At 36.7% G+C, this 24,023-nt stretch carries 23 protein-coding genes; 11 read left to right on the top strand and 12 right to left on the bottom strand.

The annotated features are described in order from the left end of the window. Positions 1-405 precede the first annotated feature (405 nt). The 4 genes from PAND9192_RS19545 to zwf form a co-directional block, all read right to left on the bottom strand. The gene (locus PAND9192_RS19545) at positions 406-858 is read right to left on the bottom strand and encodes a hypothetical protein (protein ID WP_087855055.1); all 453 of its coding nucleotides are present in this window, start codon (positions 856-858) and stop codon (positions 406-408) included. A 115-nt stretch (positions 859-973) separates the two neighbouring features. Further along, a complete protein-coding gene (gnd, locus tag PAND9192_RS19540) occupies positions 974-2,422 on the bottom strand; it encodes a decarboxylating NADP(+)-dependent phosphogluconate dehydrogenase (protein ID WP_060999600.1) in 1,449 nt (482 codons plus the stop codon). A 1-nt stretch (position 2,423) separates the two neighbouring features. Continuing rightward, the gene (pgl, locus tag PAND9192_RS19535; RefSeq protein ID WP_087855054.1) at positions 2,424-3,149 is read right to left on the bottom strand and encodes a 6-phosphogluconolactonase; all 726 of its coding nucleotides are present in this window, start codon (positions 3,147-3,149) and stop codon (positions 2,424-2,426) included. A gap of 2 nt (positions 3,150-3,151) precedes the next feature. Next, complete coding sequence (gene zwf / locus PAND9192_RS19530; protein WP_087855053.1) at positions 3,152-4,651, bottom strand: glucose-6-phosphate dehydrogenase; 1,500 nt, start codon at positions 4,649-4,651, stop codon at positions 3,152-3,154. A 617-nt stretch (positions 4,652-5,268) separates the two neighbouring features. On the opposite strand from zwf, the gene PAND9192_RS19525 reads away from it, so the two are divergent. Both PAND9192_RS19525 and PAND9192_RS19520 read left to right on the top strand, forming a co-directional pair. Continuing rightward, positions 5,269-5,604, top strand: coding sequence for a PBPRA1643 family SWIM/SEC-C metal-binding motif protein (locus PAND9192_RS19525; RefSeq protein ID WP_087855052.1), 336 nt, complete (start codon positions 5,269-5,271; stop codon positions 5,602-5,604). 123 nt (positions 5,605-5,727) lie between these two features. Then, entirely contained in the window at positions 5,728-6,195 is a 468-nt protein-coding gene (locus PAND9192_RS19520) for an RNA methyltransferase (RefSeq protein WP_087855051.1), read from the top strand. 53 nt (positions 6,196-6,248) lie between these two features. Here PAND9192_RS19520 and PAND9192_RS19515 read toward each other — a convergent pair whose 3' ends face one another. Next, on the bottom strand, positions 6,249-8,390 hold the full coding sequence (locus PAND9192_RS19515; protein WP_234999227.1) for a diguanylate cyclase domain-containing protein: 2,142 nt from the start codon (positions 8,388-8,390) through the stop codon (positions 6,249-6,251). Next, complete coding sequence (locus PAND9192_RS19510; RefSeq protein WP_234999226.1) at positions 8,390-9,586, bottom strand: sugar ABC transporter substrate-binding protein; 1,197 nt, start codon at positions 9,584-9,586, stop codon at positions 8,390-8,392. Before PAND9192_RS19510 ends, PAND9192_RS19515 begins: the two co-directional genes overlap by 1 nt. Before the next feature lie 252 nt (positions 9,587-9,838). Between PAND9192_RS19510 and PAND9192_RS19505 the strand changes: the two genes are divergently transcribed. Beyond that, positions 9,839-10,405, top strand: a complete 567-nt coding sequence (locus PAND9192_RS19505; RefSeq protein WP_087855050.1) for a C40 family peptidase — start codon at positions 9,839-9,841, stop codon at positions 10,403-10,405. A gap of 25 nt (positions 10,406-10,430) precedes the next feature. Here the strand turns inward: PAND9192_RS19505 and PAND9192_RS19500 are convergent, their stop codons facing one another. The 6 genes from PAND9192_RS19500 to PAND9192_RS19475 all read right to left on the bottom strand — a co-directional run bounded on the left by PAND9192_RS19500 (position 10,431) and on the right by PAND9192_RS19475 (position 16,401). Beyond that, the gene (locus tag PAND9192_RS19500) at positions 10,431-11,225 is read right to left on the bottom strand and encodes an ATP adenylyltransferase family protein (protein ID WP_087855049.1); all 795 of its coding nucleotides are present in this window, start codon (positions 11,223-11,225) and stop codon (positions 10,431-10,433) included. A 403-nt stretch (positions 11,226-11,628) separates the two neighbouring features. After that, positions 11,629-12,789 carry an amino acid permease gene (locus tag PAND9192_RS19495; RefSeq protein ID WP_087855048.1) on the bottom strand — a complete coding sequence of 387 codons (1,161 nt, stop codon included), beginning with the start codon at positions 12,787-12,789 and terminating at the stop codon, positions 11,629-11,631. A 439-nt stretch (positions 12,790-13,228) separates the two neighbouring features. Beyond that, positions 13,229-13,609, bottom strand: a complete 381-nt coding sequence (locus PAND9192_RS19490; RefSeq protein WP_087855047.1) for a DUF805 domain-containing protein — start codon at positions 13,607-13,609, stop codon at positions 13,229-13,231. Positions 13,610-13,627: 18 nt separating this feature from the next. Beyond that, complete coding sequence (locus tag PAND9192_RS19485; protein ID WP_060999619.1) at positions 13,628-13,903, bottom strand: hypothetical protein; 276 nt, start codon at positions 13,901-13,903, stop codon at positions 13,628-13,630. A 96-nt stretch (positions 13,904-13,999) separates the two neighbouring features. After that, positions 14,000-15,229, bottom strand: a complete 1,230-nt coding sequence (locus PAND9192_RS19480) for a NupC/NupG family nucleoside CNT transporter (RefSeq protein WP_370738401.1) — start codon at positions 15,227-15,229, stop codon at positions 14,000-14,002. 257 nt (positions 15,230-15,486) lie between these two features. Further along, a complete protein-coding gene (locus PAND9192_RS19475; RefSeq protein ID WP_087855046.1) occupies positions 15,487-16,401 on the bottom strand; it encodes a LysR family transcriptional regulator in 915 nt (304 codons plus the stop codon). Positions 16,402-16,703: 302 nt separating this feature from the next. On the opposite strand from PAND9192_RS19475, the gene PAND9192_RS19470 reads away from it, so the two are divergent. The 8 genes from PAND9192_RS19470 (at position 16,704) to PAND9192_RS19435 (ending at position 23,941) form a co-directional block, all read left to right on the top strand. After that, the gene (locus PAND9192_RS19470; RefSeq protein ID WP_087855045.1) at positions 16,704-17,525 is read left to right on the top strand and encodes a phosphate ABC transporter substrate-binding protein; all 822 of its coding nucleotides are present in this window, start codon (positions 16,704-16,706) and stop codon (positions 17,523-17,525) included. A gap of 92 nt (positions 17,526-17,617) precedes the next feature. Beyond that, the gene (gene pstC / locus PAND9192_RS19465) at positions 17,618-18,529 is read left to right on the top strand and encodes a phosphate ABC transporter permease subunit PstC (RefSeq protein ID WP_087855044.1); all 912 of its coding nucleotides are present in this window, start codon (positions 17,618-17,620) and stop codon (positions 18,527-18,529) included. A gap of 6 nt (positions 18,530-18,535) precedes the next feature. After that, a complete protein-coding gene (gene pstA, locus PAND9192_RS19460) occupies positions 18,536-19,435 on the top strand; it encodes a phosphate ABC transporter permease PstA (protein WP_087855043.1) in 900 nt (299 codons plus the stop codon). A gap of 18 nt (positions 19,436-19,453) precedes the next feature. Then, on the top strand, positions 19,454-20,203 hold the full coding sequence (pstB, locus tag PAND9192_RS19455; protein ID WP_060999629.1) for a phosphate ABC transporter ATP-binding protein PstB: 750 nt from the start codon (positions 19,454-19,456) through the stop codon (positions 20,201-20,203). Between the two features lie 195 nt (positions 20,204-20,398). Further along, positions 20,399-20,740, top strand: coding sequence for a TehB family protein (locus PAND9192_RS19450; RefSeq protein WP_087855042.1), 342 nt, complete (start codon positions 20,399-20,401; stop codon positions 20,738-20,740). Between the two features lie 142 nt (positions 20,741-20,882). Next, a complete protein-coding gene (locus tag PAND9192_RS19445) occupies positions 20,883-21,260 on the top strand; it encodes a hypothetical protein (protein ID WP_087855041.1) in 378 nt (125 codons plus the stop codon). A gap of 220 nt (positions 21,261-21,480) precedes the next feature. Next, the gene (locus PAND9192_RS19440) at positions 21,481-23,139 is read left to right on the top strand and encodes a mechanosensitive ion channel family protein (protein WP_087855040.1); all 1,659 of its coding nucleotides are present in this window, start codon (positions 21,481-21,483) and stop codon (positions 23,137-23,139) included. A gap of 346 nt (positions 23,140-23,485) precedes the next feature. After that, the gene (locus PAND9192_RS19435; protein WP_087855039.1) at positions 23,486-23,941 is read left to right on the top strand and encodes an META domain-containing protein; all 456 of its coding nucleotides are present in this window, start codon (positions 23,486-23,488) and stop codon (positions 23,939-23,941) included. Positions 23,942-24,023: the final 82 nt, after the last annotated feature.

Genomic DNA, 24,023 nt, shown 5'->3' with positions numbered 1-24,023 from the left:
ACGCAAGCGCATTGTCTCGATAAGCCTCAAAGTAGTATGAGGCTTTCATTATTTTCGCTACACTTTATTTACTCACCCTCTATCTGACAGATGCAATAACATCTTTTTTATAACCACAGCGTAATATTTTTAACACATATAACTCTTACCATTGACCACCTTTACTGGCAACATAACAACTACCAAGGAAATAATAATAGTTAATAAACATGTACAGTTTAGTGAAATCATCAATAAAGGCCTAAGTTCGACGCCAAAGCGAAGAGCAAGCACCTTCTCACTTCCCTGATGGCGGTCGCAGCATACCCCGATGATTAAGGTTAGTTACAATGTGAATTACTTATACTAAAGCCCTAGTATTATTTATTTTTTTTATTTGATTCATATTCAATACTAAAGCTTTATTTATTCATTATTGTTACTTTTAGCTAAACAGCATTGCGCCAAAACTTGTTGCTTTTTGATTTGATGCAAGCGATTAAGATCCAGAGAACAATTGTAGTTTGCATTGAATGTATTTAACTTAAAATCAAGCGAATGCTCCCCCCAATGAAAATCTTGAAACCACATATCACCTTCAGGATCATCTTGTACATTCACCACTTGATGATCAGGCAGTGCAACCTTACAAATATGTTGTGATGATGCCAGCCCTTGGCTTATTCCTTCTTTGTAGTTCTCAAGTGTAAAACAAGGATTCATTTCAGAATTAAACACCACAACGCGAAAGGTGCCTAAATTATCAATCCATTGGGTCGACACAAAATCAATATCTATCGGTACAACAGGAGCTGGCTTAGCATGAACTTGAAATACAGTGAGTAAACAAAACCCTAGCCAATTGATGTGTTTCATCATCTCTTTCTCATTATTTATCTTAATAAATGATGTTGCTTGTACTGTGATTTTTAAAACACATGTAATAAAAAAGCCACCGCGAACGGTGGCTTTGTATGCTTATTGCGTTTATATATTAAACGTCATAAGTAGTAGAAGCAGTGTCGCCGCCTGTACCAGTCCAGTTTGTATGGAAGAACTGGCCACGAGGCTGATCAACACGCTCGTAAGTGTGAGCACCGAAATAATCACGCTGCGCTTGGATCATATTCGCCGGAAGGCTTGCAGTTGTATAGCCATCAAGGAATGTTAATGCTGATGTCATAGTTGGCATTGGTAGACCAATTTCCATCGCTTTTGATGCTACTTTACGCCATGCAGGCATGCTGCTTAGTAGAATATCTTTGAAGTACGTATCTGAGCCTAGGAATTTGATTTCTGGGTTAGCTTCGTATGCATCACGAATATTACCTAAGAATGCACTACGGATGATACAACCGCCACGCCACATTAGCGCTACGTTGCCGTAGTTTAGATCCCAATTAAACTCTTCTGAAGCTTCACGAATTAGCATAAAGCCTTGCGCATAAGAAATGATCTTTGATGCAAGTAGTGCTTGACGTAATGCGTCAACCCATACTTGCTTATCACCATCAACCTTAGCAATTGTTTTACCAAATAGGCTTTCAGCTTCAACACGTTGATCTTTCATTGAAGATACACAACGCGCAAATACAGCTTCTGTAATTAGCGTTAGTGGAATACCTAGATCAAGTGCGTTAATACCTGTCCACTTACCAGTACCTTTTTGGCCAGCAGTATCTAGAATCTTCTCAACTAATGGTTGACCATCTTCATCTTTATAACCAAGAATTTCAGCTGTGATCTCTACTAAGTAGCTATCTAATTCTGTTTTATTCCACTCTTGGAAAATCGCTTGCATCTCATCGTGAGATAAACCAAGACCAGATTTCATAAAGTGATATGCTTCGCTGATTAACTGCATGTCACCGTATTCGATGCCATTGTGAACCATTTTAACGAAGTGGCCAGCACCATCTTTACCTACCCAATCACAACAAGGCTCACCTGCAGCTGTTTTTGCTGAGATTGCTTGGAAAATTGGTTTGATTGCAGGCCATGCCGCTTCAGAACCACCAGGCATGATTGAAGGACCAAAACGTGCACCTTCTTCACCACCAGAAACACCTGAACCTACATATAAAATGCCTTTTGCTTCAAGCTCAGCAACACGACGGTTAGTATCTGGGTAGTTTGAGTTACCACCATCAATGATGATATCGCCTTTGTCTAGTAACGGAACTAGTTGGTCAATGAATGCATCAACAACATCACCAGCACGTACCATTAGCATCACTTTACGTGGTGCTTCTAGCTTAGCCACTAGATCTTCAAGAGACGTTGCGCCAATAATGTTAGTGCCTTTTGCTGCACCTTCTAGAAACTCTTCTACTTTAGAAACAGTACGGTTAAACGCAACAACTTTAAAGCCATGGTCATTCATATTAAGGATCAAGTTTTGACCCATAACTGCTAAACCAATTACACCGATATCGCCTTTCATATTATTCTCCTTGTGCTAGCAGTTTTGCTGCTGCTGCATCTAAATACCATTCTGTTTCGCCATGAGAGGCTTTAATTTTTGCCGCCGGATAAACAAGCTCTTCCGCCGGTGTACTATTTATTTGTTGTAAGACCTCAGCCTTACTGTCACCCAACACCAAGTAAGTAATACGATCAGCATTTTCAAGTAAACGTGCTGTTTTTGAAATTCGCTGTTGACCACTTTGTGGTTGAGTCGCAATCACTGCTAGTGCAGGATCATCAAAATTGGTTTGATGTGGAAATAATGACGCGGTATGACCATCGCCACCCATGCCTAATAAAATCCAATCAAATGCAGGTAAGCCATTTTTATGCGGGATCACCGCATCCATTTCTGCCGCAAAACGCGCACATTCAGCTTTAACCTCAGCTTCACCACGAATACGATGAATATTTTCTGCAGGAATACTAATATGCTTAAACAACAGATCGTTAGCTTCACCAAAATTACTTTCAGCATCTGTTGGAGCAACACAACGCTCATCACCCCACCAGAAGTGAAGCTTATTCCATTGAATATTGTCAGCAAAAGGCGCTTGCGCTAATACTTTAAACAATAATTTGGGAGTACTTCCCCCTGATAATGAAATATGTACAGCGTGGTCTTGCTGGCTCATTGCTTGCAGTGTTTCGGCAAGAGAAATAACTACATCTTGCGGAGTAGCGAACACTTTATAGTTAATCATGCTTATAACTCACAATAATCCGTATTGGCCAAGTTTTTACATGGGAAGCGCCATTGACGACCATCATTTGATAATAATTCGTCAGCTTCTTTAGGTCCCCACGTTCCCGCAGCATAACCAAATAAATGCTCTGGTTGTTCTTTGTGGTCAAGAATCGGCTGAACAAATTTCCAACAGGCTTTTACAGCATCAGTACGCGCAAACAAGGTCGCATCTTGCTTCATACAATCAAGCAGCAAACGTTCGTAAGCGGTCAACATATTAAGCGATTCAAGTTTGTCGTAATGGAAATCCATTGATACTTCTTGAGATTCAAAACCTGCACCTGGTTTTTTAAGGCCGAAGCTCATTAAAATCCCTTCATCCGGTTGAATACGAATGATTAATTTGTTCTCTGGAGCATTAGCGCCAAACACTGGGTGTGGAGTCTTTTTAAAATGAATCACAACTTCTGTAACACGGGTTGGTAGACGTTTACCTGTACGGACATAAAACGGCACACCGTTCCAACGCCAGTTTTCGATAAACATCTTCATACCAACGTATGTTTCAGTACGAGATTCATCATTAACACCGTGTTCTTGACGATAACCTGGAAGGTGTTTACCGCGAACATCAGACTCAGTATATTGACCTAAGACTAAGTTTTTATGTAAATCGTCTTCAGATAACGGTTTAAAGCTTTGCATCACTTTAACCACTTCATCACGAATAGAGTCAGCATTAATTGCAGCCGGTGATTCCATACCTACCATTGCTAATACTTGCAATAAATGGTTTTGGAACATATCACGTACAGCACCTGCACCATCGTAATAGCCACCTCGATCTTCAACACCTAATGCTTCAGATGCAGTAATTTCTACATAATCGATGAAGTTACGGTTCCACAATGGTTCAAACATACCGTTAGCAAAGCGGAAAACTAATAGATTTTGTACCGTTTCTTTACCTAAGTAATGATCAATACGATAGATTTGATGCTCTTGGAAACATGCGTGGATTTGCTTATCTAATGCAATTGCAGATTCAAGATCATAACCAAATGGTTTTTCAACGATCAGATTTTTCCAACCGTCAGCTTCATTGTTAAGACCATGAGCTGCAAGACATTCAGGAATAACACCGTAAAGGCTTGGCGGTGTCGCAAGATAAAAGACTGCATTACCGCGAGTATGATGAGTATCTTTAAATATGTCTAAACGCTGCTTTAATACTGCGTATTCTTCAGCGTCAGAAGTGTTTAATGCTTGGTAATATAAATGCTGACAAAACTTCGTTAATGTCGCCGCATCTGTTTTTTCATTTTCTTCTAATGCAGAGCGAAGCTTATCACGAAAATCCTGATCGCTATATGCCGTACGACTAACACCTAAAATTGCGAAATCTTCCGGCAATAAACCATTAGCGTATAAGTGATAGAACGCAGGAATTAATTTACGATGAGTCAAATCGCCTGACGCACCAAAAATCACAATTGCGTTATTTTCTGGTTTAACCATGTAATGTTCCCATTTATTTACAGATCATTCGATCTGGTACAGCAATCAATTGCTTGGTATAACGGGCATTATTATGCCGTAATTTTCAATTTGGTATCTATTTTTCGTGATAAAAATTGAAAATTTTTGTTATATCTTAATTCTCATTTCAGTTAATTAGTGCATTTAATCTGTGGCATTTATCGCTAATACATTAACATACCAGACAATTTACTACTGTTTACTTTTCTCAATACTGTGTATGTTAACAATTATTGACTTCAGTGGTAGACGAAAAAACCTATTAGTTCGATAGGTTTTTTCTTCAAAATATCCCTTTTAGCCATTCGCTATCAATCTATAGCGTCGATTAATGCCGCTTTAGTGTGAATATAAAATTCAACCAATGCAATCGATTACTTGAATACAAACCACAAATCAAACCTTGTTTGCTACATTTTTAAGCACATTGGCTACTTATTTTTATATGTTAGTATCAGCTCAACGCTTGATAAGCAACACAATGGCGGTTATTATGCCCGCAATTTCAGCCACCTTTATTTTGGTGGCTTTTTCGTTATAAAGTGCATTCATTCAACAATGACAGCACTAATATTTCATAGCAAACAGGTTATCCCATGTCTAAATTTTTCTTTAAAGGCCGCATCGAAAAAAAACCAAAACATAGCAGTTGTGGCTACAACACAAAGCGCGAAAATAAGCTTGGCACGGAAACCAACCCTCTCACATTGATTGTGAACACAGAAGAACGCCAACAGCAATTAGAAGCACAACTAGCTGCAGAACAATTATTTGCAACAATTACTGTAGATGCTAATGCTGAAGAAGATATTACTGAGCTTACTGCAACATTAAACAAACCTGTCACTACAGTGTTTGATAAAACACCTAATCGTAATGACCCTTGCTCATGTGGTAGTGGTAAGAAATACAAAAAATGCTGCGGTAAATAATTTTCCTAATAACAAAACAGGGGCCTGAGTTCCTGTTTTATTCTCTCCTAACTCATTATACTGACGGTGAAATATCACTCTTAAGTATAAATCCTGTCTAAAATTCAAAAAGTAGATATAGATATGAGCAAAAAAAGTCAGGGATACGCTTGCGTAGGCCTTTTTAACCCTAAAACACCTGAAAATGTCGGATCTGTTATGCGTGCAGCAGGCTGTTATGGTGTTAACTCTGTCTTTTATACTGGCACTCGTTATGATCACGCAGCACAATTTTGTACTGATACCAAAAATGCAGCGCTTGATATTCCTTTAATTGGCGTTGAAGATCTAAAAACAATCATTCCTGTTGGTTGCGTACCTGTTGCCGTCGATCTGATTGATGAGGCAAAGCCATTACCTGAATATAAGCACCCTAAACGAGCTTTTTATATTTTTGGCCCTGAAGACGGCACATTAAAAAAAGATATCACTGATTTTTGTCGTGAAACAATTTATGTTCCAACTAAAGGCAGTATGAATTTAGCTGCGGCAGTCAATGTGATTTTATATGACCGTTTAGCGAAGGGTGATAATTTTTCTAATCATAAATAACCTAATCTTGAAAAACCACTGCAACTCAATCCTATAGTGCAGTGGTTATATTGTTAGCGTTGAATACCACGCTGCTTGTAAAAACTTCGTTTATCTTTATACATCGCTTTATCAGCAATTGAACAAAGTTGATCAGTCAAATGATGTTCGCAACTCGCATACCCCATCGCAAAATGTATTTCGACACATTGACCATTAGGTAAACTCGCATAATTAATGTTTTTACGAACTGTTTCTAATCGCTGCCATAAAATACCGCAACTATCATCATCACCACCTTCAAGAAGAATGGCAAACTCATCTCCACCTAAACGATAAACTTTATCTGTTAAACGACAAGCCTCAACCAAAAGCTTGCTGGTTTGGATTAATAGAGCATCACCCATATTATGGCCATAATTATCATTCGCTCGCTTTAGTCCATTCACATCTAACATAAATAATCCAAAACAGCGCTCTGGATAGCGATTATATAATTGAATATGTTGTTCTAAATCATGATCAAATGCTTTTCTATTGGCAATCCCCGTCAATGAATCCGTTACCGCTATACGTGCTAATTCACTATTAAGTAAACGACCTTCTAATTCAGTGGATAGCTGGCGAATAAATAAAGAAATAACCTCAAAATCATCACGCTGAAGCTTTTCATATTGCATAACAATTACACCAACAACTTCATTATGACTATTTTTCACCTTAAAGCAGTGTAAATATTCATCATTTTTAGGTAGGCAATAATAATCACTATAGTGTGTCTCTGGTTGAATATTATTATTCTCTAAACAATCCTTATCAATATTCTCACATGCCCACGCCTCATTATTATGAGTATAAGCTTTCATTGCCCATCCCGCAGTAGGATATAAAGCAACGACTTGAGTCATAACAATTTCAATAATATTGTTATGTGCTTGCAAATCATGACTAAATGATAGTAACGACTGCAGCATTGAACGTCGATTTTCTTCTCTCATTAAAGAATAACTTAATGCTAATGTCTTTTCTTCAACTTTTCTTTCTAATTCATCATTAAAATCGACTAATTGTAAGTTTGCTTGTTCTTTCTCTTTATAAGCAGCATTTAACTCTGCATTCTTCGCTGCTAAATCAGAAACTTGCGCTTGAATTGTTTTCGCCATTTTACGAATGAGTTTATCAACCATAAAAAATTCGGCAAAACGAAGATCACGGCCTGAGCGTTGGTACTCACCTTGAGAATAAGCACGTACAGTAGCCATTAATCCCCCTAGTGGTCTTGCAATCCAACGGTATGTCATTCCAGCACTAAAAAATGCCAATAAAATAATAACCACACCAAATAAAGAAATATATTTCAATGAATTAATATATGGATTTTTACTTATATATTTATCCATATAAACGACCATTGTATATTCAATCGGTTCTGATATATATTTGTTCTCTAATTTTATTTTTATTGTTTTCTGTATTGTCGGCTTCTTTTTATCGACATTATCTTGCGATATTATAATACTACTCATATCAGCCATATTTTTCATATCGCTAATTCGGTGATTTCTAAATACAACTCTCTCACCATCTTTTAAATATGGCTTTAATACTTTTTTAATATTTTCTATTGGTACAACAACAATTAAATAACCTAATGGTAAATGTTTTAACTCATCAGTCATAGAACGAAAAATAGGCACACCAATAACAACACCTCGACGTGTTGGATTATATTTTTCCGGCATTAGCTTCTCGCCGTTATAATAAAAAACCCATTGTTTTAATCGTTCTTTTCCTTTTGTTGACAACCTATAATTAAGTGCCTTTTTTAATTGTAAAAATGAATTTAAGCCAGGAATACCATTATAACTTTCAATTTCATTCCATTGATCATCAACTAAATAAGCCGCTTTTGTTAATGGCGTATTTTTCACTAATGTTCCCAATGAATTAATAACATGCCCTGCGAGAAAATAGTTGTTTATTGCCTGTACAAATAACCGATCGCGTGATAACACGTCTAAACTTGTTGATAATAATGAAAAACGATAATCAAATTCTTGTCCAATAGTGGTAGCAAGTCGATCTAACATATCAATACGATAATTTGCTTCGACATCTGACTGTTGTTTTAAAAGCAATCCGCCGACAATTGCGGCAGGCACAACAGAAATAATTAGCATTAATAATGCTAACGATGATTTTAACCGTAACTTCATCAATTATTTTCCAATTGATTCATCTGTTCTAATGCCATTTTTTGCATATGCTGTGCTGAATATTCAGCAGTCGCACCCGCTAGATAGCGTTGGAACCCAATAGCCATCGCTTGCCATGCAATTGCCATATTTAGCGATGAAGACATTGGTGTTGTTAATGCCATTTGGCGAAACAAGACCTCATGATCTCCAGTCGCATTTTGTCTAAGTTGTTTATAATAAGCCATAGATATAGGTAATAGATTAGTTTTCTCGTACACTAATTGCTGGCTACTTGGTTGTTGAACAAACTCAGAAAACGCTTTAATCAACTGCTGTTTATGCTTTGAATGACGCTCATAATCTGGAATTGCCAATACAAATGTACTGGCCATAGGATGCATCCTATGTCCATTAATCTTAGGTAATACTGCTACGCCTAAATCATCGCCTAACATATTCTTTAGATCACGGTATGCCCAATCACCATTGATGGCATAAGCACTCTTTCCTTCGACAAAATCGTCTTGAGAACAACGGTAGTCACACTCTGGGTTAACAATGCCCTGTTGCGCTAAAAAACGATAATATTTTAATGCTTTAACCATCGCTGGAGTATTTAGCGTGATCTTTCCATCTTCAATAGGCTTACCATTGAAGGCTGATAAAAATGGCATCAAATAATACATATCATTATAATTCCAACCTATTGGCATTATATTTTTATCTAAAAAAGATTTCTTTTTCAAAAGAATATCGTCAAAATCTGTAACAGGATGTGTTACATATTTTTTATTGTAATACAATAATAAGAAATTGCCTTGAATAAGAGGCACTCCCCAATATTTTGATTTTGATTTTACTGTTGAGCTAACCATTTGATTCAGTTTTTCTTTATACCAATTATTAGGGATCGGCCATAAGTTCATCATCTTATGAAGCCCTAAAAAATCAGAGGGTATAACGACTAAATCTGGAAAAACATTATCTTGTGCACTTAATATAATTTCAGCTTTTATTTCAGAGGGATCTAATTGTACAATTGAGATTTTAACATCATGCTTTTCTTGAAATTTATTCGACATTGCTGCTAAAAACTCATGATTTTGATGAGACGACCAAATTGTTAATGTTTCCGATGCTTGTACTGATTTAGAAAATAATAATATGAATAACAAAAAAGAAAAGTGAACATTTTTTAATACGTTATTGAACATTATTTTAATAAAATCCGAAAATATTTTGTATTCTATATTAGAGTAAAGAATAAATGACTAACTACAATTTATTATAGACTCTATTAAACAATAAAAAAAACAATATGAACCAGTAAATTGTATAGACTATCTTCATAATAAAAATTTGATTTGATACTAATCAAAAAAATATCGTTTTTTAGTATCTATTGCATACTAAGTATAAATGGTTATCATCAAATAAATCTCTCATATGAAAAAGAACAAAACGTTATGAATACCAATATACCATTGAGGCATATCTTGCCATTATCACTATTACTTCTTATCGTTTGTGAAACACAAGTTAATGCATCGACACAACACACTAACACACCCAAAACTATTAATAGTAATGTTACCCAACAGCCGCATAAAGAAACGATAGAACAACAACAAATGATTAATTATGCAAGGAAACATATAGGAACACGTTACATTTGGGGAGGAACATCACCAAAGGGGTTTGATTGTTCGGGATTTATTAAATATATCTACAATCATTTTAATATATCTATTCCACGAACAACAGCAGCATATACACAACTGTTTAAGCATTCAATACCATTAAAAGATGCAAAAGTTGGTGATCTGATTGTTTTTACAGGGACTAATTTAAAAATTAGAAGACCAGGCCATGCAGGGATTATTACTGAAGTAAAACCAGGAATGGTTAAATTTATTCATAGTTCATCATCTAAAAAGCATTTTGGTGTCACTGAAACGAGTTATTATCAAAGTGGTTATCCAAAGCGCTATTTAACTGTTATACGAATGCCAAATCCTACAATAAAGGAGTAAAAATACTCCTATTTATTGTTTTGTTTTATGGTGCGACACACTCAGTAAGTAATCGCAAACATCCATAATCAATTAGCCAATCATGCTGTTGTTGATTTTTTACTAAAAAACAGCCTGAATAATTTAATGCATTAGCAAAAACATCACCAATATGATTAGTACGTCGAGGGATCACTAACATCCAATTTTGAGTCAGTAAAATATTATATGGTAAACACTCGATCGGTTCATTAATATTTAGACTAGTATTTTTAGGCGTCAATCCCAAATCATGCATTGCAGCCAAATAGCAAAAATAGGCTTTCTCACTATTAATTCGATCAAAGGTAAATAGTTTATGCCTAAAAGGTAACTTACCAGACAAAATCAAACTTTCTAATGGTACTGTCGTTTTCATCAGCTGCATATGTCGATGAGGCTGACTTGCTCCTGCTTTTGCTGCTGAATTAAAAAAACCTAATACATTTTTGTAACTAACACCTTGAATCCAAGCTGAAAAATCTTGTAGTTCAAGTAAAGACGACTGGCTCACAAATGCTTTACTACAAATCAGTAAATGTGGCTCACTAACTGGATATTTATTTAATAAACATACATGTTCGTCACCCACTGTATCAACAAACATTTGCTCTTCATAAGGCAAAAATGGGTTAGGCTGTGTCTGTCCTTGTTGTATTTTTTTATTAATATTGTCATTCATAACCTTAATAAAAAAATCAACACCCTGCTCAGAAACAACTGAGTTTATAGTCGAAATTGGCAGCAATACTTGTGCTTCACTTGCCTTTTTAGCAACGGTTAACGCTTTATCCCATAACATCAACAAATACCTACGACTATTCTAATTACTAGAAAATAAAACAACACCAATCACTCACCTAATAAAAAAAACGTATTATTAGATCCCAAAACTATCGTTTGTAATGAAAAGTTTACACTTTTGGTAAAAAATCACTCTTGCTAAAAACGGTTTGAATATAGCTCTCATTAGTGAAAGTTTGTATTATCAGCCGATAAATTCTATCGATCACTTACGATATTAATTCGTACTCCAAAGTAGATTATAGGCTTTAATGATTAAACTTTATATTGGTCATATAAAGTGCTTCAACAGGGTATTACAGATCGGTCAATCTGCTACCCTGCTTTCTTTTAGATACTCATCAATTAAGCAAAAAAAACGCCCATCAATAATGAGCGTTTAGCTAAAGAGTGACACATTGTTAAATAAGTTGTGCACCAATTAAGAAGCAACCAAAGAACAGACTCATTAGCATTGCTCCTGCTCCCCCAGCCACTTGATAAACATCATCAGATGTCGTTTGAGCTGATTTTCTTATATTGCGAATCATTAGCATTGGTATAAATACCGCAATAAACACTAAAATCAATCCAGCATAACTTAAAACAGACAAGAATTGATTAGCAGCAAAGATTGCACCTAATAATGGCAAAATAAATGTCAAAATGTAAGTTACCAAGCGATTTTTTCTAAATAAATCAACATTTTGATCAAACAATGACATAGCTACGCCTAAGAATGACGTTAACAGTGCTAAACCCGTGAAAATAGAAAGTATGATATGAATGCCTACAAAACGAGAACTTAACGCATCAATAAGCACTGACACATTATCAAACTTAATTAATTGCTCAGCAGATAAACTTCCAACTACCGCATATAGCCATAGCAAATAACAGCCTAGAGGGATCAGAGAACCTAATAAAACCATATTTCTCAATTGCTTATGTGTTGCTTTTTTATTATAAGAAACAAGAGAAGGTATAACAGGAAAGAAACCAAAGCTGGTAAATAATACTGCGCTAGTTTTAATTAAATCAACATTATTAGTATTGGTTGCTTCAAAAAAGTGATTAAAACTCATGCCTGGAATTAATGCAGCTAACGTAATAATCAATACTGCAATCATGACGATAAATAGCACGCGGTTAAGTTTATCAACCACGCCTGTTCCGGCAGCAACAATACACCCTGCTAATACAGTGAAAATAATTTGACTATGCAGCGTCGATAATTCAAAACCAAAACCTGTCACCAGTTTTTGTAATAAATCACCAGCGCCAATAATGTAAGCCATTAGTAGACAAACCAATAAAGCATAAAGTAGCCCATTAGTTATGAGTTGCCCACCTTTACCTAATGTTTTGCGTGCGATGGTATTCATACCTAAGCCACCACCGACTTTAATACTTGCTTCTAATAATAATAATGCAGCATATGTTGTCCCACTCCAAATAAACAGCATCAATAATGAGCCAGAAAGTAAGCCAAACTGAGCTAGTACCATAGGTATAGCAAGCATTCCTGCGCCTAAAGCAGTGCCCGCAATAATTAGCGAGCTACCTAGTAATTTAGTATTCATATTTCCATGTCTTCTTATTTGTTAGATACAGCTATCCATATACCTCGACTGAGATACATGACTAATAACAGATTGATTTTTAGTCGATAAAAGTTGTGGTTACAGAGAACCGTTACTAAATCGGAAACTAAAATAACAAGCAGAAGAAAAACTCATCTTATAAGTAATACAGGCATGCAGTATTAATGATGAGGGGGGGTAATAGTGTTCATTTTGAGGGTGATGCGTCATTATCGTACTCCTAAACGATGAATCCCAGTTTATTAGCAATATTCGGTCAGAACATAATTACTGTTTCGGTCAAAAACAGAATGGTCAGCTAATAACAGCATACTAAAACACATTGTTCAGGAATGGAATGAATGATTATGTTTCTATCCAACAAAAAAACCCAATCCTAAGATTGGGCTATCTTTGTTAAGCTAAAAATAAAACACAATTAGACGCTGAGCGTTGTATTATTTTTAGGGCTATTACCAAAGCGATTACTTCCATCGGTGCTATTTTGCAACATAAAGTAAAGTAACACCAAAATACCTACAATAGGAATGAGCATAATCAAAGCCCACCAGCCAGTACGATCTTGATCATGTAACCGTCGTACAATCACAGCAACTGTCGGTAGAAATGCAAAAACCGCATATATAGCAGCTAACACACCATAGCCTTCAACCAATGTTGGCAAATGTAATGTAGTGTCGACTAAGCCACATACCATACTAAGAAATGCGTTAATTAATGTGAAAAACCAAAATTCCTTTCTGCGCGAACGCCCTTGAAATTGAGCATATTTACGAAGAACAGCAAAATACCAATTCATTCTATTTCCTTGTTAATATTAATAACGCTTAATACGGACGACTTTCATTATTTCAAACTCTAAGCCTGCCACTGTAATTGAATCAGCATAATAGGTCATATTTACTTTTGCGCCAACAAGGGTTCGATACTTTGATTTACGCTTAAACTTGAAAGGCACGTTATAGCCGTCAATCATCAATGAATGCTGTATCCACTCGCCATCATCTCGCTGCGTATGAGAATTTACAGTTAACCCTTCACTGTGAATCAATTGCGCATGTTTTGCGATGAGTTTATCACTATCAGACTTCATTGATCATCTTCCTACAGTTAGTGCTTTATTTCGAATACAAAAACAGAGAGCTAGGCTCTCTGTTTATTCTAATCTTTCAGCGTCAATATAGCATTATTAAAGCGGAAGAAATAAGCCAGCTAAAGTCGCACTCATTAAATTAGCTAACGTTGCTGCAAAAATCGCTTTCATGCCTAGACGGGCAATTTCTGGACGACGTTGAGGCACAATGCCACCTAGTCCCCCCATTAACATAGCGATAGATGTTAAGTTAGCAAAACCACATAGTGCAAATGTTACGATTGCTTGTGAATGCTCACTCAATTTAGCGATCGTTTCTGGTTTCATTAACTCAGCAAATGCAATAAATTCATTCACCGCAATTTTAGTACCAATTAGACTAGCTGCGGTGGTTGCTTCTGACCACGGCACACCAATTAACCATGCCACAGGCGCAAATATGTAACCAAAAATCATATTAAGACTAAGATCATTAATCCCAATCCAATGACCAATATGACCTAACCCACCATTTACCATCGCAATTAAACTGATCACGGCTAATAAACTTGCACCTACAGCCATCGCAATTTGTAGGCCACTTAACGCGCCACGTGACGCAGCATCGACTAAGTTTACAGGCTCATCTTCTTCGCCGTCATCCTCTTCTTCCATGCTGTGTACACCTTCAGTTTGTGGCACGATCAATTTTGCCATCATCAACCCAGCAGGTGCCGACATAAAACTAGCGGCAATAAGGTATTTAAGCTGAACACCTAAACCTGCATAACCCACCATAGTGCCACCAGCAACAGAAGCTAATCCACCAACCATTACTGCAAATAATTCTGAGCGAGTCATACGGGCTAAAAATGGACGAACAACTAGTGGTGCTTCCACTGAGCCAACAAAAATATTCGCCGTTGCTGACATAGATTCAGTACGTGTAGTACCTAATAAGCGTTGTAATAAACCCCCGATACCACGGATCACCCATTTCATGACGCCAACATAATATAATACGGAAATTAATGCCGAAAAGAAGACAATAGAAGGTAAGACATTAACCGCAAAAATAAAGCCCAATTTAAATTGTGCTAACTGACCAAATAAAAATGATGTACCTTCACGACCATAATCAATCACACCAGATACTGCACCAGAAACGCTATTTAATACTACACGTCCTACAGGCACATAAAGAATAAAAGCGGCGAATACAACTTGAATACAAAAGGCCCCTAAAACACTGCGCCAATTAACTGCTGAGCGGTTTTCTGAAAATAAAAAACCCACTGCAAAAATAGTAATAATACCGAGCATGCCAACAAGATAATGCAAAGTCATTCCCCAATGTTTGGTGTAGTAAACGATTGCGGAAAGAGTGTATTCATAAAAAAAAGTGTGACAAGGATCAAATTGTTATTGGCAGCAACAGTAACTTAACAAACCGACCCTAAATTGCATTCTTTTTAGCCTAAGCAAACGAAAATCATCGGATTAGTTCCTATAGGGGATACTATTACCTCTAATAATTACAATTTGAAACATTCTCGGTTCCATTTTAGCCAACCGTTTGCGTGGGATTGCTGTTTTTTACATCATTACCATTTGCACAAAATATTACCCGCTTCTATATGGCGACGAATAAATTCAATAAATAAATTCACTTTATAAGGCAAAAATTTATGCCTTGGATATACCGCATATAACGGCATATGCTGTGTTAATTGCCAATCGGGCATTAGTCGAATTAACTTCCCTTGACGGATCTCATCAGTTAACAGATACGTTGCCAAGTAGCCAATGCCATTGCCTGAAATTGTCGCGTCCCGAATAGCATCAGCAGAATCAACACGGTAATTACCCGTCACTTTAATATTCTGATTATTATTTTGCTGGCTAAAACTCCAGACATTATCTTTACGTTCACGGCTAAAATAAATAATACAATTATGATCAGCTAAATCACTCGGCTGATAAGGTACGCCATGAGTGGCTAAATATTCTGGACTTGCCACTAATACAAAATCACAATTACTCAAATGACGAGCAACAAAACCTTCCGGCGGTGAATCCATAAAACCAATCCAAAGATCAAGTTGTTCTGCAATCAAATCAACACGGTGATCAAACAAACTCAACTCTAAATCTAATAGTGGATGTTGTTCATGAAACTCATTGATATAAGGTGCTACATGATTAGAAGCAAAAGATTGTGCGATACCCACCCGCAGTAAACCTTGAGAGTTATCTTCATTCACTAATAATTCACTTTCTGCTTCATTTATTTCTTGCACTACTTTTTCACAATGCTTAGCAAACAAACGTCCGGCCTCTGTTAATGCAAATGATCGGGTTGTCCGTTGTACCAATTGCACCCCGAGTCGCTGTTCTAATTGTTGAGTCAGTTTGCTTACTTGAGTACGAGATATATCAAGTAACTGTGCAGCTTTAGTAAAACTTTGCTGTTTAGTTAACGCATTAAAAACAACCATTTGTTGTGCTTTTTTTAACATCGACAACCTATTTATTTTAAGAAAAAATATGACAATCCAAACAATTCTATTTGGTGTCATCGTAATACGATTTATAACTGACAGTATATGACATCCAATTATATGACTGAATATTGATTACGTTAATCGCGCTTAATCCCCTGCAAATAAAATAACTTTTTAATACATACTTATTAAGCATTTATTACAGCATTCATAGAGTGTTCAAACTTCTGAAACATTATTGTCACATAACTTTTTTAATCTTTGTCGTGTTGATTCAAACCTATTGGCATTTAGCCCAACAAGAAAGGATTAGGAAAATGAAAACAAAGATTATCGGCGCAGTTGTTGTTGCAAGTTCACTTGCTGTTAGCTCTGCAGCGTTCGCTGGCGAGACTATCTCTGTTGTAGGTTCTAGCTCTGTTTCTCCCCTCATGGAAGTATTGGGCGAAACTTATGCGAAATCTAACGATGTAACGGTAGAAGTTCAAGGACCAGGATCATCAGCTGGTATTCGTGTTGCTCACGATGGTTCTGCTGACCTTGGTATGTCATCTCGTAACTTAAAAACATCAGAAGAATCGCCACAAATAAAAGAAATCGTTATTGCACGTGATGGTATTGCTGTTGTTGTGAATAACAATAACCCTGTCACTGATTTAACCAAAGAACAAATCACGGAAATCTACAAAGGTAAGGTGACTAACTGGAACCAAGTCGGTGGCGAAAATAAGCCAATTGTTGTCGCAACACGTGATACTGCATCAGGTACTCGCGGCGCATTTGAAGACATCATGTCATTAAAGAAAAAGATTAACGGCATCAAAGTATCAGCGATTTCCCAAAAGGCACAAGTTGCTAGTGGTAACGGTCAATTAAAAACGACCGTAGCCAATAATCCTTTTGCTATCGGTTATATTTCACTGGGCTCGGTTGATGACACCGTTAAACCACTAACTATTGATGGCCATAAACCATCAGTTGCAGCGATTAAAGCTGGTGATTATAGCGTTCAACGCCCATTTATTGTGGTTTATAAAGAAGGCCGCCCATCAAAAGAAGCATTGGAATTCCTAACATGGATCCAATCACCAGCCGCTCAAAAAATTGTTGCAGATAAAGGTTTCATCTCAATTAACTAATTTTTATTTTAACGCTCAACTTAATATGAGTTGAGCGTTTTTGACTTCTCAGAAATAGGCTACTCATTGGTATCCTTTCTGGAGTGTAGGTTATGACCATCGCAAATATTGAAAATTCAACCAAGAATATGCCGTTGCTAAAGTCGAAAAAACGTATCGACTGGCGCGAAATGTTCTTTAAATACCTGTTTATGCTCAGCGCAGCTATCGGTATATTATCACTCGTTACTATTGGCTACTTTATTTTCCGTGAGGGCTATGCTGCCTTTGCTTACTCTGGGGTTGCCGGTATTGTTCTTGGCACCGATTGGTTACCACCGGCACTCTATGGTATAGCACCTATGATTGTCGCTTCACTTGTTTCAACAGCAGGTGCAGTAATGATTGGTGTTCCTGTTGGCGTATTAACCGCTATTTTTATTGCTGAAGTTGCACCAAGACCACTGGCCAGTTTTATTCGCCCAATGATTGAGCTATTAGCAGGTATTCCATCAGTTGTTTATGGCTTTTTTGGACTGGTTATTATTGTACCGCTGATTCAAGAAATCTTTAACGTACCAGCAGGCAATACAATCTTAGCGGGAATCATCGTACTTGCGGTCATGATTCTACCAACCGTTATTACCATTTCTGAAACATCAATTCGTGCAGTGCCACGAGCTTATAAAGAAGGCTCGTTAGCGCTTGGCGCATCACCGATGTTTACTATTTTTAAACTTATCGTTCCCGCAGCGCGATCTGGCATTATGACAGGCGTGATTTTAGGCGTAGCACGCGCACTTGGCGAAACAATGGCAATCATTATGGTTATGGGTAACTCCCCTGCAATGCCTGAAGGGTTACTTGAATCCGCACGAACGCTAACAGCAAATATTGCTATTGAAATGTCTTACGCCACCGGTATTCATGCTAGCGCACTGTATGCCACCGGTATTGTGCTATTAGTGTTTATTATGACACTCAACGGCATTCTTCTTTATCTAAACCGTGAGCGAGCGAGGTAATTTACAATGCTTAATCATCACTCTTTATCTGCTCAAACCAGTCGACTAGAAAATGCCAATCCCGCGGCACAAAAGCGAAAAGATCACTTAGCTGTTGCCGTTATCTGGTTAGCGGCAGGCGTTACGGTTGGCTTTTTATTATGGGTTATGTGGTACATTCTCAGCAATGGCCTTGCTCATGTGGATTGGTCTTTTATTAGCTCAAATTACACCACGATTGGCAAAGAATCTGGCATTTGGCCAATGATTGTATCGACTCTTTATATGGTCGCGGCTTCAATTGCTGTTGCAGCACCATTAGGGATCATGACTGCAATTTACCTTACTGAATATGCCAAAGTTGGCAGCCGGTTAGTAAAAATTATTCGTTTTTGTACTGAATCTTTAGCTGGCATTCCTTCGATTATCTATGGCCTTTTTGGTATGACCTTTTTTGTGGTTATTCTCGGCTTTGGTTATTCAATCCTATCAGGTGCACTAACTTTAAGTATTTTGATTCTTCCGGTGATTATTCGTACCACTGAAGAAGCATTAATGGCAGTACCACAAACCTACCGTGAAGGTTCATATGGTTTGGGTGCATCTAAGATTTATACTATTTGGCGACTCATTCTTCCTAGCGCAATGCCTGGAATTGTGACCGCAATTATCCTCAGCGTTGGTCGTGTTATTGGTGAATCAGCACCGGTATTTATGACAGCAGGCATGGTAGCGCGTATTCCTGACAGTGTATTTGACTCAGGACGCACGCTTACTGTTCACTTGTACAAGCTAACTCAAGAACTCTATACCGTACATGAATGGAACCAAGCTTATGGTACTGCAACAGTACTCATTATTGTTGTTCTTGTAATTAACCTAATTACCAAGCTTATCGCTAGCCGTTTTAATACTGCGACTTACTAAATTTTGAGGAACCATTACATGAACAAATTTAACATTGAAAATCTTGATCTTTTTTACGGCCAAAACCAAGCATTAAAGCAAATTAACTTACCAATTCCTAACCGCCAAGTAACAGCACTTATTGGCCCTTCTGGTTGTGGTAAATCAACTTTATTACGTTGTTTAAATCGTATGAATGACTTAATCGAAGGCGTTACTATTAAGGGCTTACTGACCATCGATAATGAAAATGTTTATGGCAATATAGACGTTGCTCAATTACGCATCAAAGTCGGCATGGTATTTCAAAAGCCAAATCCATTTCCAATGAGCATCTACGAAAATGTCGCTTATGGTTTACGTGCTCAAGGTGTAAAAGATAAAAAAACTTTAGACGCCATAGTTGAACAATCACTACGCGGTGCCGCATTATGGGATGAAGTCAAAGATCGTTTGAAATCCCATGCTTTTGGCCTTTCCGGTGGTCAGCAGCAACGTCTATGCATTGCGCGTACCATAGCAATGAAACCTGAAGTGATTTTAATGGATGAACCAACATCAGCCCTTGATCCTATAGCAACCAAAAAGATTGAAGATTTGATGGAAACACTTAAAAAAGAATTTACTATTGTTATTGTAACTCACTCGATGCAACAAGCTCGCCGTATCTCTGATCGAACAGCATTCTTCTTAATGGGAGAATTAGTTGAACATGATGAAACCCAAAATCTCTTTAACAACCCAGCAGACGATCGTACTCGAGGCTATGTTAATGGTGATTTTGGTTAAGCCTATTTTTGACGAATAATAAAAGCGATGGTACTTATTGCCTCTTCTTTATGAAGGGGCTTTTTTATTAAAAAACAATTAAATATCAGTAAATTAAACATGCCTCTTCGCAATGTAAACAAAAAGGATTGCAGCATCACCGCTTAACATGTATTTTATAGTCATGTTTGTATTTATCTCAATAAGGTCCCCATCATGGCAACGATTCCAAAAGATTACGTAAACTATAAATCTACCCCAATCTTTACTGTTGAAAACATTCCGAAGATGTTTTTACATCGTCACAATACTCGTGCTGGTGTTTATGGAAAAATATGTGTATTGCAAGGGCAACTCAAATTTTATGGCTTTAGTGACCGACGTAGTGATATTGAACAACAAGTTATCATTCATGCTGGCGATAGTGCCATTAGCCCACCACAATACTGGCACAAGGTAGAATTTTTAACTGACGATACACAATTTCAAGTCTGTTTTTATGCTCAAAAAGACAGTAAAATTGTATTTGATAATTTAAATGAGCGGAATTTAAAGTGATTACAGCACCATAGCGCATGATCACAATCATTACTCCATAAATACGAAATTAACTCTATAATGACAGTACGTAAATAAGTATTAGATAGTCTGCCCACCTAAATAACTAACCATTGATAATTCCAATTATGGGGGTGTGATAATGCGCTATAAACAACAAATAAGACAAGTTAAGTCATGGGTAGACGTACTTACCTCAACGGATATTCCAATAAAATCAGTGGCTATATTAATTAATAACTCCCCTATTAATAAGTTGTTTGTATACCAATTCAATCATCTAAATATAAAAACCCATACATTAATCAAACAAATTAATTCTCAAATTTTAATTAATAAAATACTCAACAATAACTGTAATATTATTATCGTTGATAAGCCAAGTTATATATTATTACAACAAATATTGCCCTATTTACAACATAATGTCGTGATTGTTCTTACACAAGAATATTGGCAACCAGATTGGACATGGGCATTTAATCACTGTCACTTTTTATGCCAACAAGATTTACCTTAATAATCATTGTTTTTGATAATGACAACAACTCATACTCTTTATAAAAACAGCAGTTACATCAATTTTTCACTTTTAATGGAATATTTATAGCCGCGAGCGTCGATTTAGTTATAATCTGCGCACATTTGTCTAATGACAATAAATAGCTCGTTATCACTAGTCATTATAACGACTGATAACTTCATATTATTTCATATCACCAGCAGGAGTTTATCGCAACATGCGCTTACTGGTATTAATGCTTATCTTCGTTTCTACGCTAAGTTTTGCAGAAACAAAACCACAGCCAACGATCCCTCAACAAACGAATGTTGAATATCAACAACTTCAAAAACTAAACAAAGAACTTAACGTTTTAGCAAAAGAAGCAACATCAACAACAGGCTCTTCTCTTGATGTTATTCGCTTACAATTACTCAATAAAAACAAAGAATTAAGAAAAACACTGGTTGAGTTAATTGACGATAAAAACGCAGATAAAAAGCTATTACTTAAACAAGTCGAACAACAAATAACGTTTGCAGCAGAAGCTGAGAAGTTTTTACAAACTAAAGTTGAACGCGATCAAAAAGATCTTGATAAAGCAAAAGACACTGACAAGTTAGTGGCTTTAAAGGCACTGACTGAAAGTCGTGATTTTATTATTTTAGTGCTTAATGAAGAGTGGGAAAATTATCAATGGATGGAGCGTTTAGGTAAACCTCAACCTAATGCAATAAAAGCACTCAAAAATAATATTGAGCACCGTCTTGATTTTATGTCAGCCTCACTGACATTTGGAAGTCAAGCTGTTGATTTAAACGACAAACAACTAAAATCAGCCACCGGTGATGAACTCAAAACACTGCAAGTTTCACAAATTTTAGCTCAACGCCAAGTTGATAGTGATACTAAAAACCTCACAGATTTAGTGAAATTAGCTGACAATATGGGCATTGATACCGCTGAATATAAGCGGTTACTGTTTGAACAAACAGGTAATGTCACTGATGACTTATTAAATAGTAAAGTAATGTGGTCAATCGCTAGCTCATGGACTACTGAATTTGGTTCATGGTTATTTGAAAATCTACCGCAAATGATATTTAAAGTGATTATTTTTATCTTTATTATCTTTGCATTTAAGACATTAAAGAATATTGTTCGCAAAATGGTAACGCGAGCTGTTTCGACAAAAAACTTAAAAATGTCGATGCTAATGCAAGAATTCTTTATTTCAATGTCAGGTAAGATTGTCTTTGCTATCGGTATTCTAATCGCACTTTCGCAAGTCGGTTTAAATCTAGCACCAATTTTAACCGGTTTTGGTGTTGCTGGTATTATTATTGGTTTTGCCCTACAAGATACATTGTCTAACTTTGCATCGGGTATGATGCTACTCATTTATCGTCCATTTGATGTCGGTGATTTAGTCGAAGCAGGTAGCATTACTGGTAAAGTTAGCCACATGAGTTTGGTTAATACCACGATTAAAACCTTCAGCAATGAAATCATTATCGTACCTAACAGTAAGATCTGGGGCGATATCATCAAGAACGTGACACATGAAAAAGTACGTCGTATTGATATGGTTTTTGGCATCGGATACAGCGATGACATCGAAAAAACAGAACGTGTTTTACATGATATTGTTGAATCTCACCCTTCTGTTTTACGCAGCCCAGAGCCAAACATTAAGCTACATACTTTAAATTCATCATCGGTTGATTTCATTGTTCGTCCTTGGGTAAAAACGGATGATTATTGGGATGTATATTGGGATATTACTCGTGAAGTGAAAATGCGCTTTGATCGTGAAGGCATCTCGATTCCATTTCCACAACAAGATGTTCATTTGCATATGGTTGAAAAAGCGATTGAGTCAAAAATAGTTAAATAGCAACCAAAACGGTATATCTAAAAGGGTAAGTCTCACTTACCCTTTTATTTTTAATCAAATCAATAAAACACACTTTATTTATTCATGCCGCATACATAAATGTCACTAAATATGTCACAAATATACCTTTAGTAACAAATAAAACCGCATTATTTACCAAGAAATCGGTATAATCCATTCGAGCAAGTATTGATATAACATAGTTTTTTATTCAATATTCCCATAATCTGCATGGCGTAACGCACATGCCTTACAAAGAAGATGACAACTATTTGTCGAGTAAACTTCTCTATGAATGTTTGCACTTTTGCTCACTCATCAACATTACTGTTCAGGAATAACTATAATGAAAAAGCGTCTATTATCTGCTCTGGTACTCCCAATGATGTTAGCGGCATGCTCAACAACGGGTATTACCACTCAAGCACCACATAAAGTAACTGGCAGTGAGCTTGCTAACGGTAGTTGGTCATTAGTGAAGATTGATAACCAAGATATTGCTCAACCAGCACCTTTTCAATCACCGACGTTAGAGTTAGCAACGGATCTCGCTGCAAATGGTCACGCTGGTTGTAACCGCTACTTTGGTCAAGCTGAAGTAAAAGACGGTCAATTCCGCATTGAAAAAATGGGCATGACAATGATGCTATGTCCAGATAACGAAATGAAGATTGAACAAACCTTTGCTCAATCTCTTGCTGATTGGAATAAAGTTAGCATTTCAGGCGATACCATGACAATGACTAACGCCAAGCATACATTAACATTTACACGAGATACTGCAGCAACTAATGCGCAATAATTACTCGTAAATAAATGCTAAAAGCCGTCTTCATCCTTTCAATAAGAAAGCGATATTTGTAGACGGCTTTTTTATTGTTTCG

The organism is Photobacterium andalusiense (assembly GCF_900185625.1).
Taxonomy (GTDB): domain Bacteria; phylum Pseudomonadota; class Gammaproteobacteria; order Enterobacterales; family Vibrionaceae; genus Photobacterium; species Photobacterium aquimaris.
Note: the sequence above shows the minus strand (reverse complement) of the source record. Positions and strands in the feature narration are given on the sequence as shown.

Excerpts from the sequence above, each read along its gene's own strand:
- PAND9192_RS19545 (WP_087855055.1), bottom strand. The coding sequence starts at position 858 with ATGATGAAACACATCAATTGGCTAGGGTTTTGTTTACTCACTGTATTT.
- gnd (WP_060999600.1), bottom strand. The coding sequence starts at position 2,422 with ATGAAAGGCGATATCGGTGTAATTGGTTTAGCAGTTATGGGTCAAAAC.
- pgl (WP_087855054.1), bottom strand. The coding sequence starts at position 3,149 with ATGATTAACTATAAAGTGTTCGCTACTCCGCAAGATGTAGTTATTTCT.
- zwf (WP_087855053.1), bottom strand. The coding sequence starts at position 4,651 with ATGGTTAAACCAGAAAATAACGCAATTGTGATTTTTGGTGCGTCAGGC.
- PAND9192_RS19525 (WP_087855052.1), top strand. The coding sequence starts at position 5,269 with ATGTCTAAATTTTTCTTTAAAGGCCGCATCGAAAAAAAACCAAAACAT.
- PAND9192_RS19520 (WP_087855051.1), top strand. The coding sequence starts at position 5,728 with ATGAGCAAAAAAAGTCAGGGATACGCTTGCGTAGGCCTTTTTAACCCT.
- PAND9192_RS19515 (WP_234999227.1), bottom strand. The coding sequence starts at position 8,390 with ATGAAGTTACGGTTAAAATCATCGTTAGCATTATTAATGCTAATTATT.
- PAND9192_RS19510 (WP_234999226.1), bottom strand. The coding sequence starts at position 9,586 with ATGTTCAATAACGTATTAAAAAATGTTCACTTTTCTTTTTTGTTATTC.
- PAND9192_RS19505 (WP_087855050.1), top strand. The coding sequence starts at position 9,839 with ATGAATACCAATATACCATTGAGGCATATCTTGCCATTATCACTATTA.
- PAND9192_RS19500 (WP_087855049.1), bottom strand. The coding sequence starts at position 11,225 with ATGTTATGGGATAAAGCGTTAACCGTTGCTAAAAAGGCAAGTGAAGCA.
- PAND9192_RS19495 (WP_087855048.1), bottom strand. The coding sequence starts at position 12,789 with ATGAATACTAAATTACTAGGTAGCTCGCTAATTATTGCGGGCACTGCT.
- PAND9192_RS19490 (WP_087855047.1), bottom strand. The coding sequence starts at position 13,609 with ATGAATTGGTATTTTGCTGTTCTTCGTAAATATGCTCAATTTCAAGGG.
- PAND9192_RS19485 (WP_060999619.1), bottom strand. The coding sequence starts at position 13,903 with ATGAAGTCTGATAGTGATAAACTCATCGCAAAACATGCGCAATTGATT.
- PAND9192_RS19480 (WP_370738401.1), bottom strand. The coding sequence starts at position 15,229 with ATGACTTTGCATTATCTTGTTGGCATGCTCGGTATTATTACTATTTTT.
- PAND9192_RS19475 (WP_087855046.1), bottom strand. The coding sequence starts at position 16,401 with ATGTTAAAAAAAGCACAACAAATGGTTGTTTTTAATGCGTTAACTAAA.
- PAND9192_RS19470 (WP_087855045.1), top strand. The coding sequence starts at position 16,704 with ATGAAAACAAAGATTATCGGCGCAGTTGTTGTTGCAAGTTCACTTGCT.
- pstC (WP_087855044.1), top strand. The coding sequence starts at position 17,618 with ATGACCATCGCAAATATTGAAAATTCAACCAAGAATATGCCGTTGCTA.
- pstA (WP_087855043.1), top strand. The coding sequence starts at position 18,536 with ATGCTTAATCATCACTCTTTATCTGCTCAAACCAGTCGACTAGAAAAT.
- pstB (WP_060999629.1), top strand. The coding sequence starts at position 19,454 with ATGAACAAATTTAACATTGAAAATCTTGATCTTTTTTACGGCCAAAAC.
- PAND9192_RS19450 (WP_087855042.1), top strand. The coding sequence starts at position 20,399 with ATGGCAACGATTCCAAAAGATTACGTAAACTATAAATCTACCCCAATC.
- PAND9192_RS19445 (WP_087855041.1), top strand. The coding sequence starts at position 20,883 with ATGCGCTATAAACAACAAATAAGACAAGTTAAGTCATGGGTAGACGTA.
- PAND9192_RS19440 (WP_087855040.1), top strand. The coding sequence starts at position 21,481 with ATGCGCTTACTGGTATTAATGCTTATCTTCGTTTCTACGCTAAGTTTT.
- PAND9192_RS19435 (WP_087855039.1), top strand. The coding sequence starts at position 23,486 with ATGAAAAAGCGTCTATTATCTGCTCTGGTACTCCCAATGATGTTAGCG.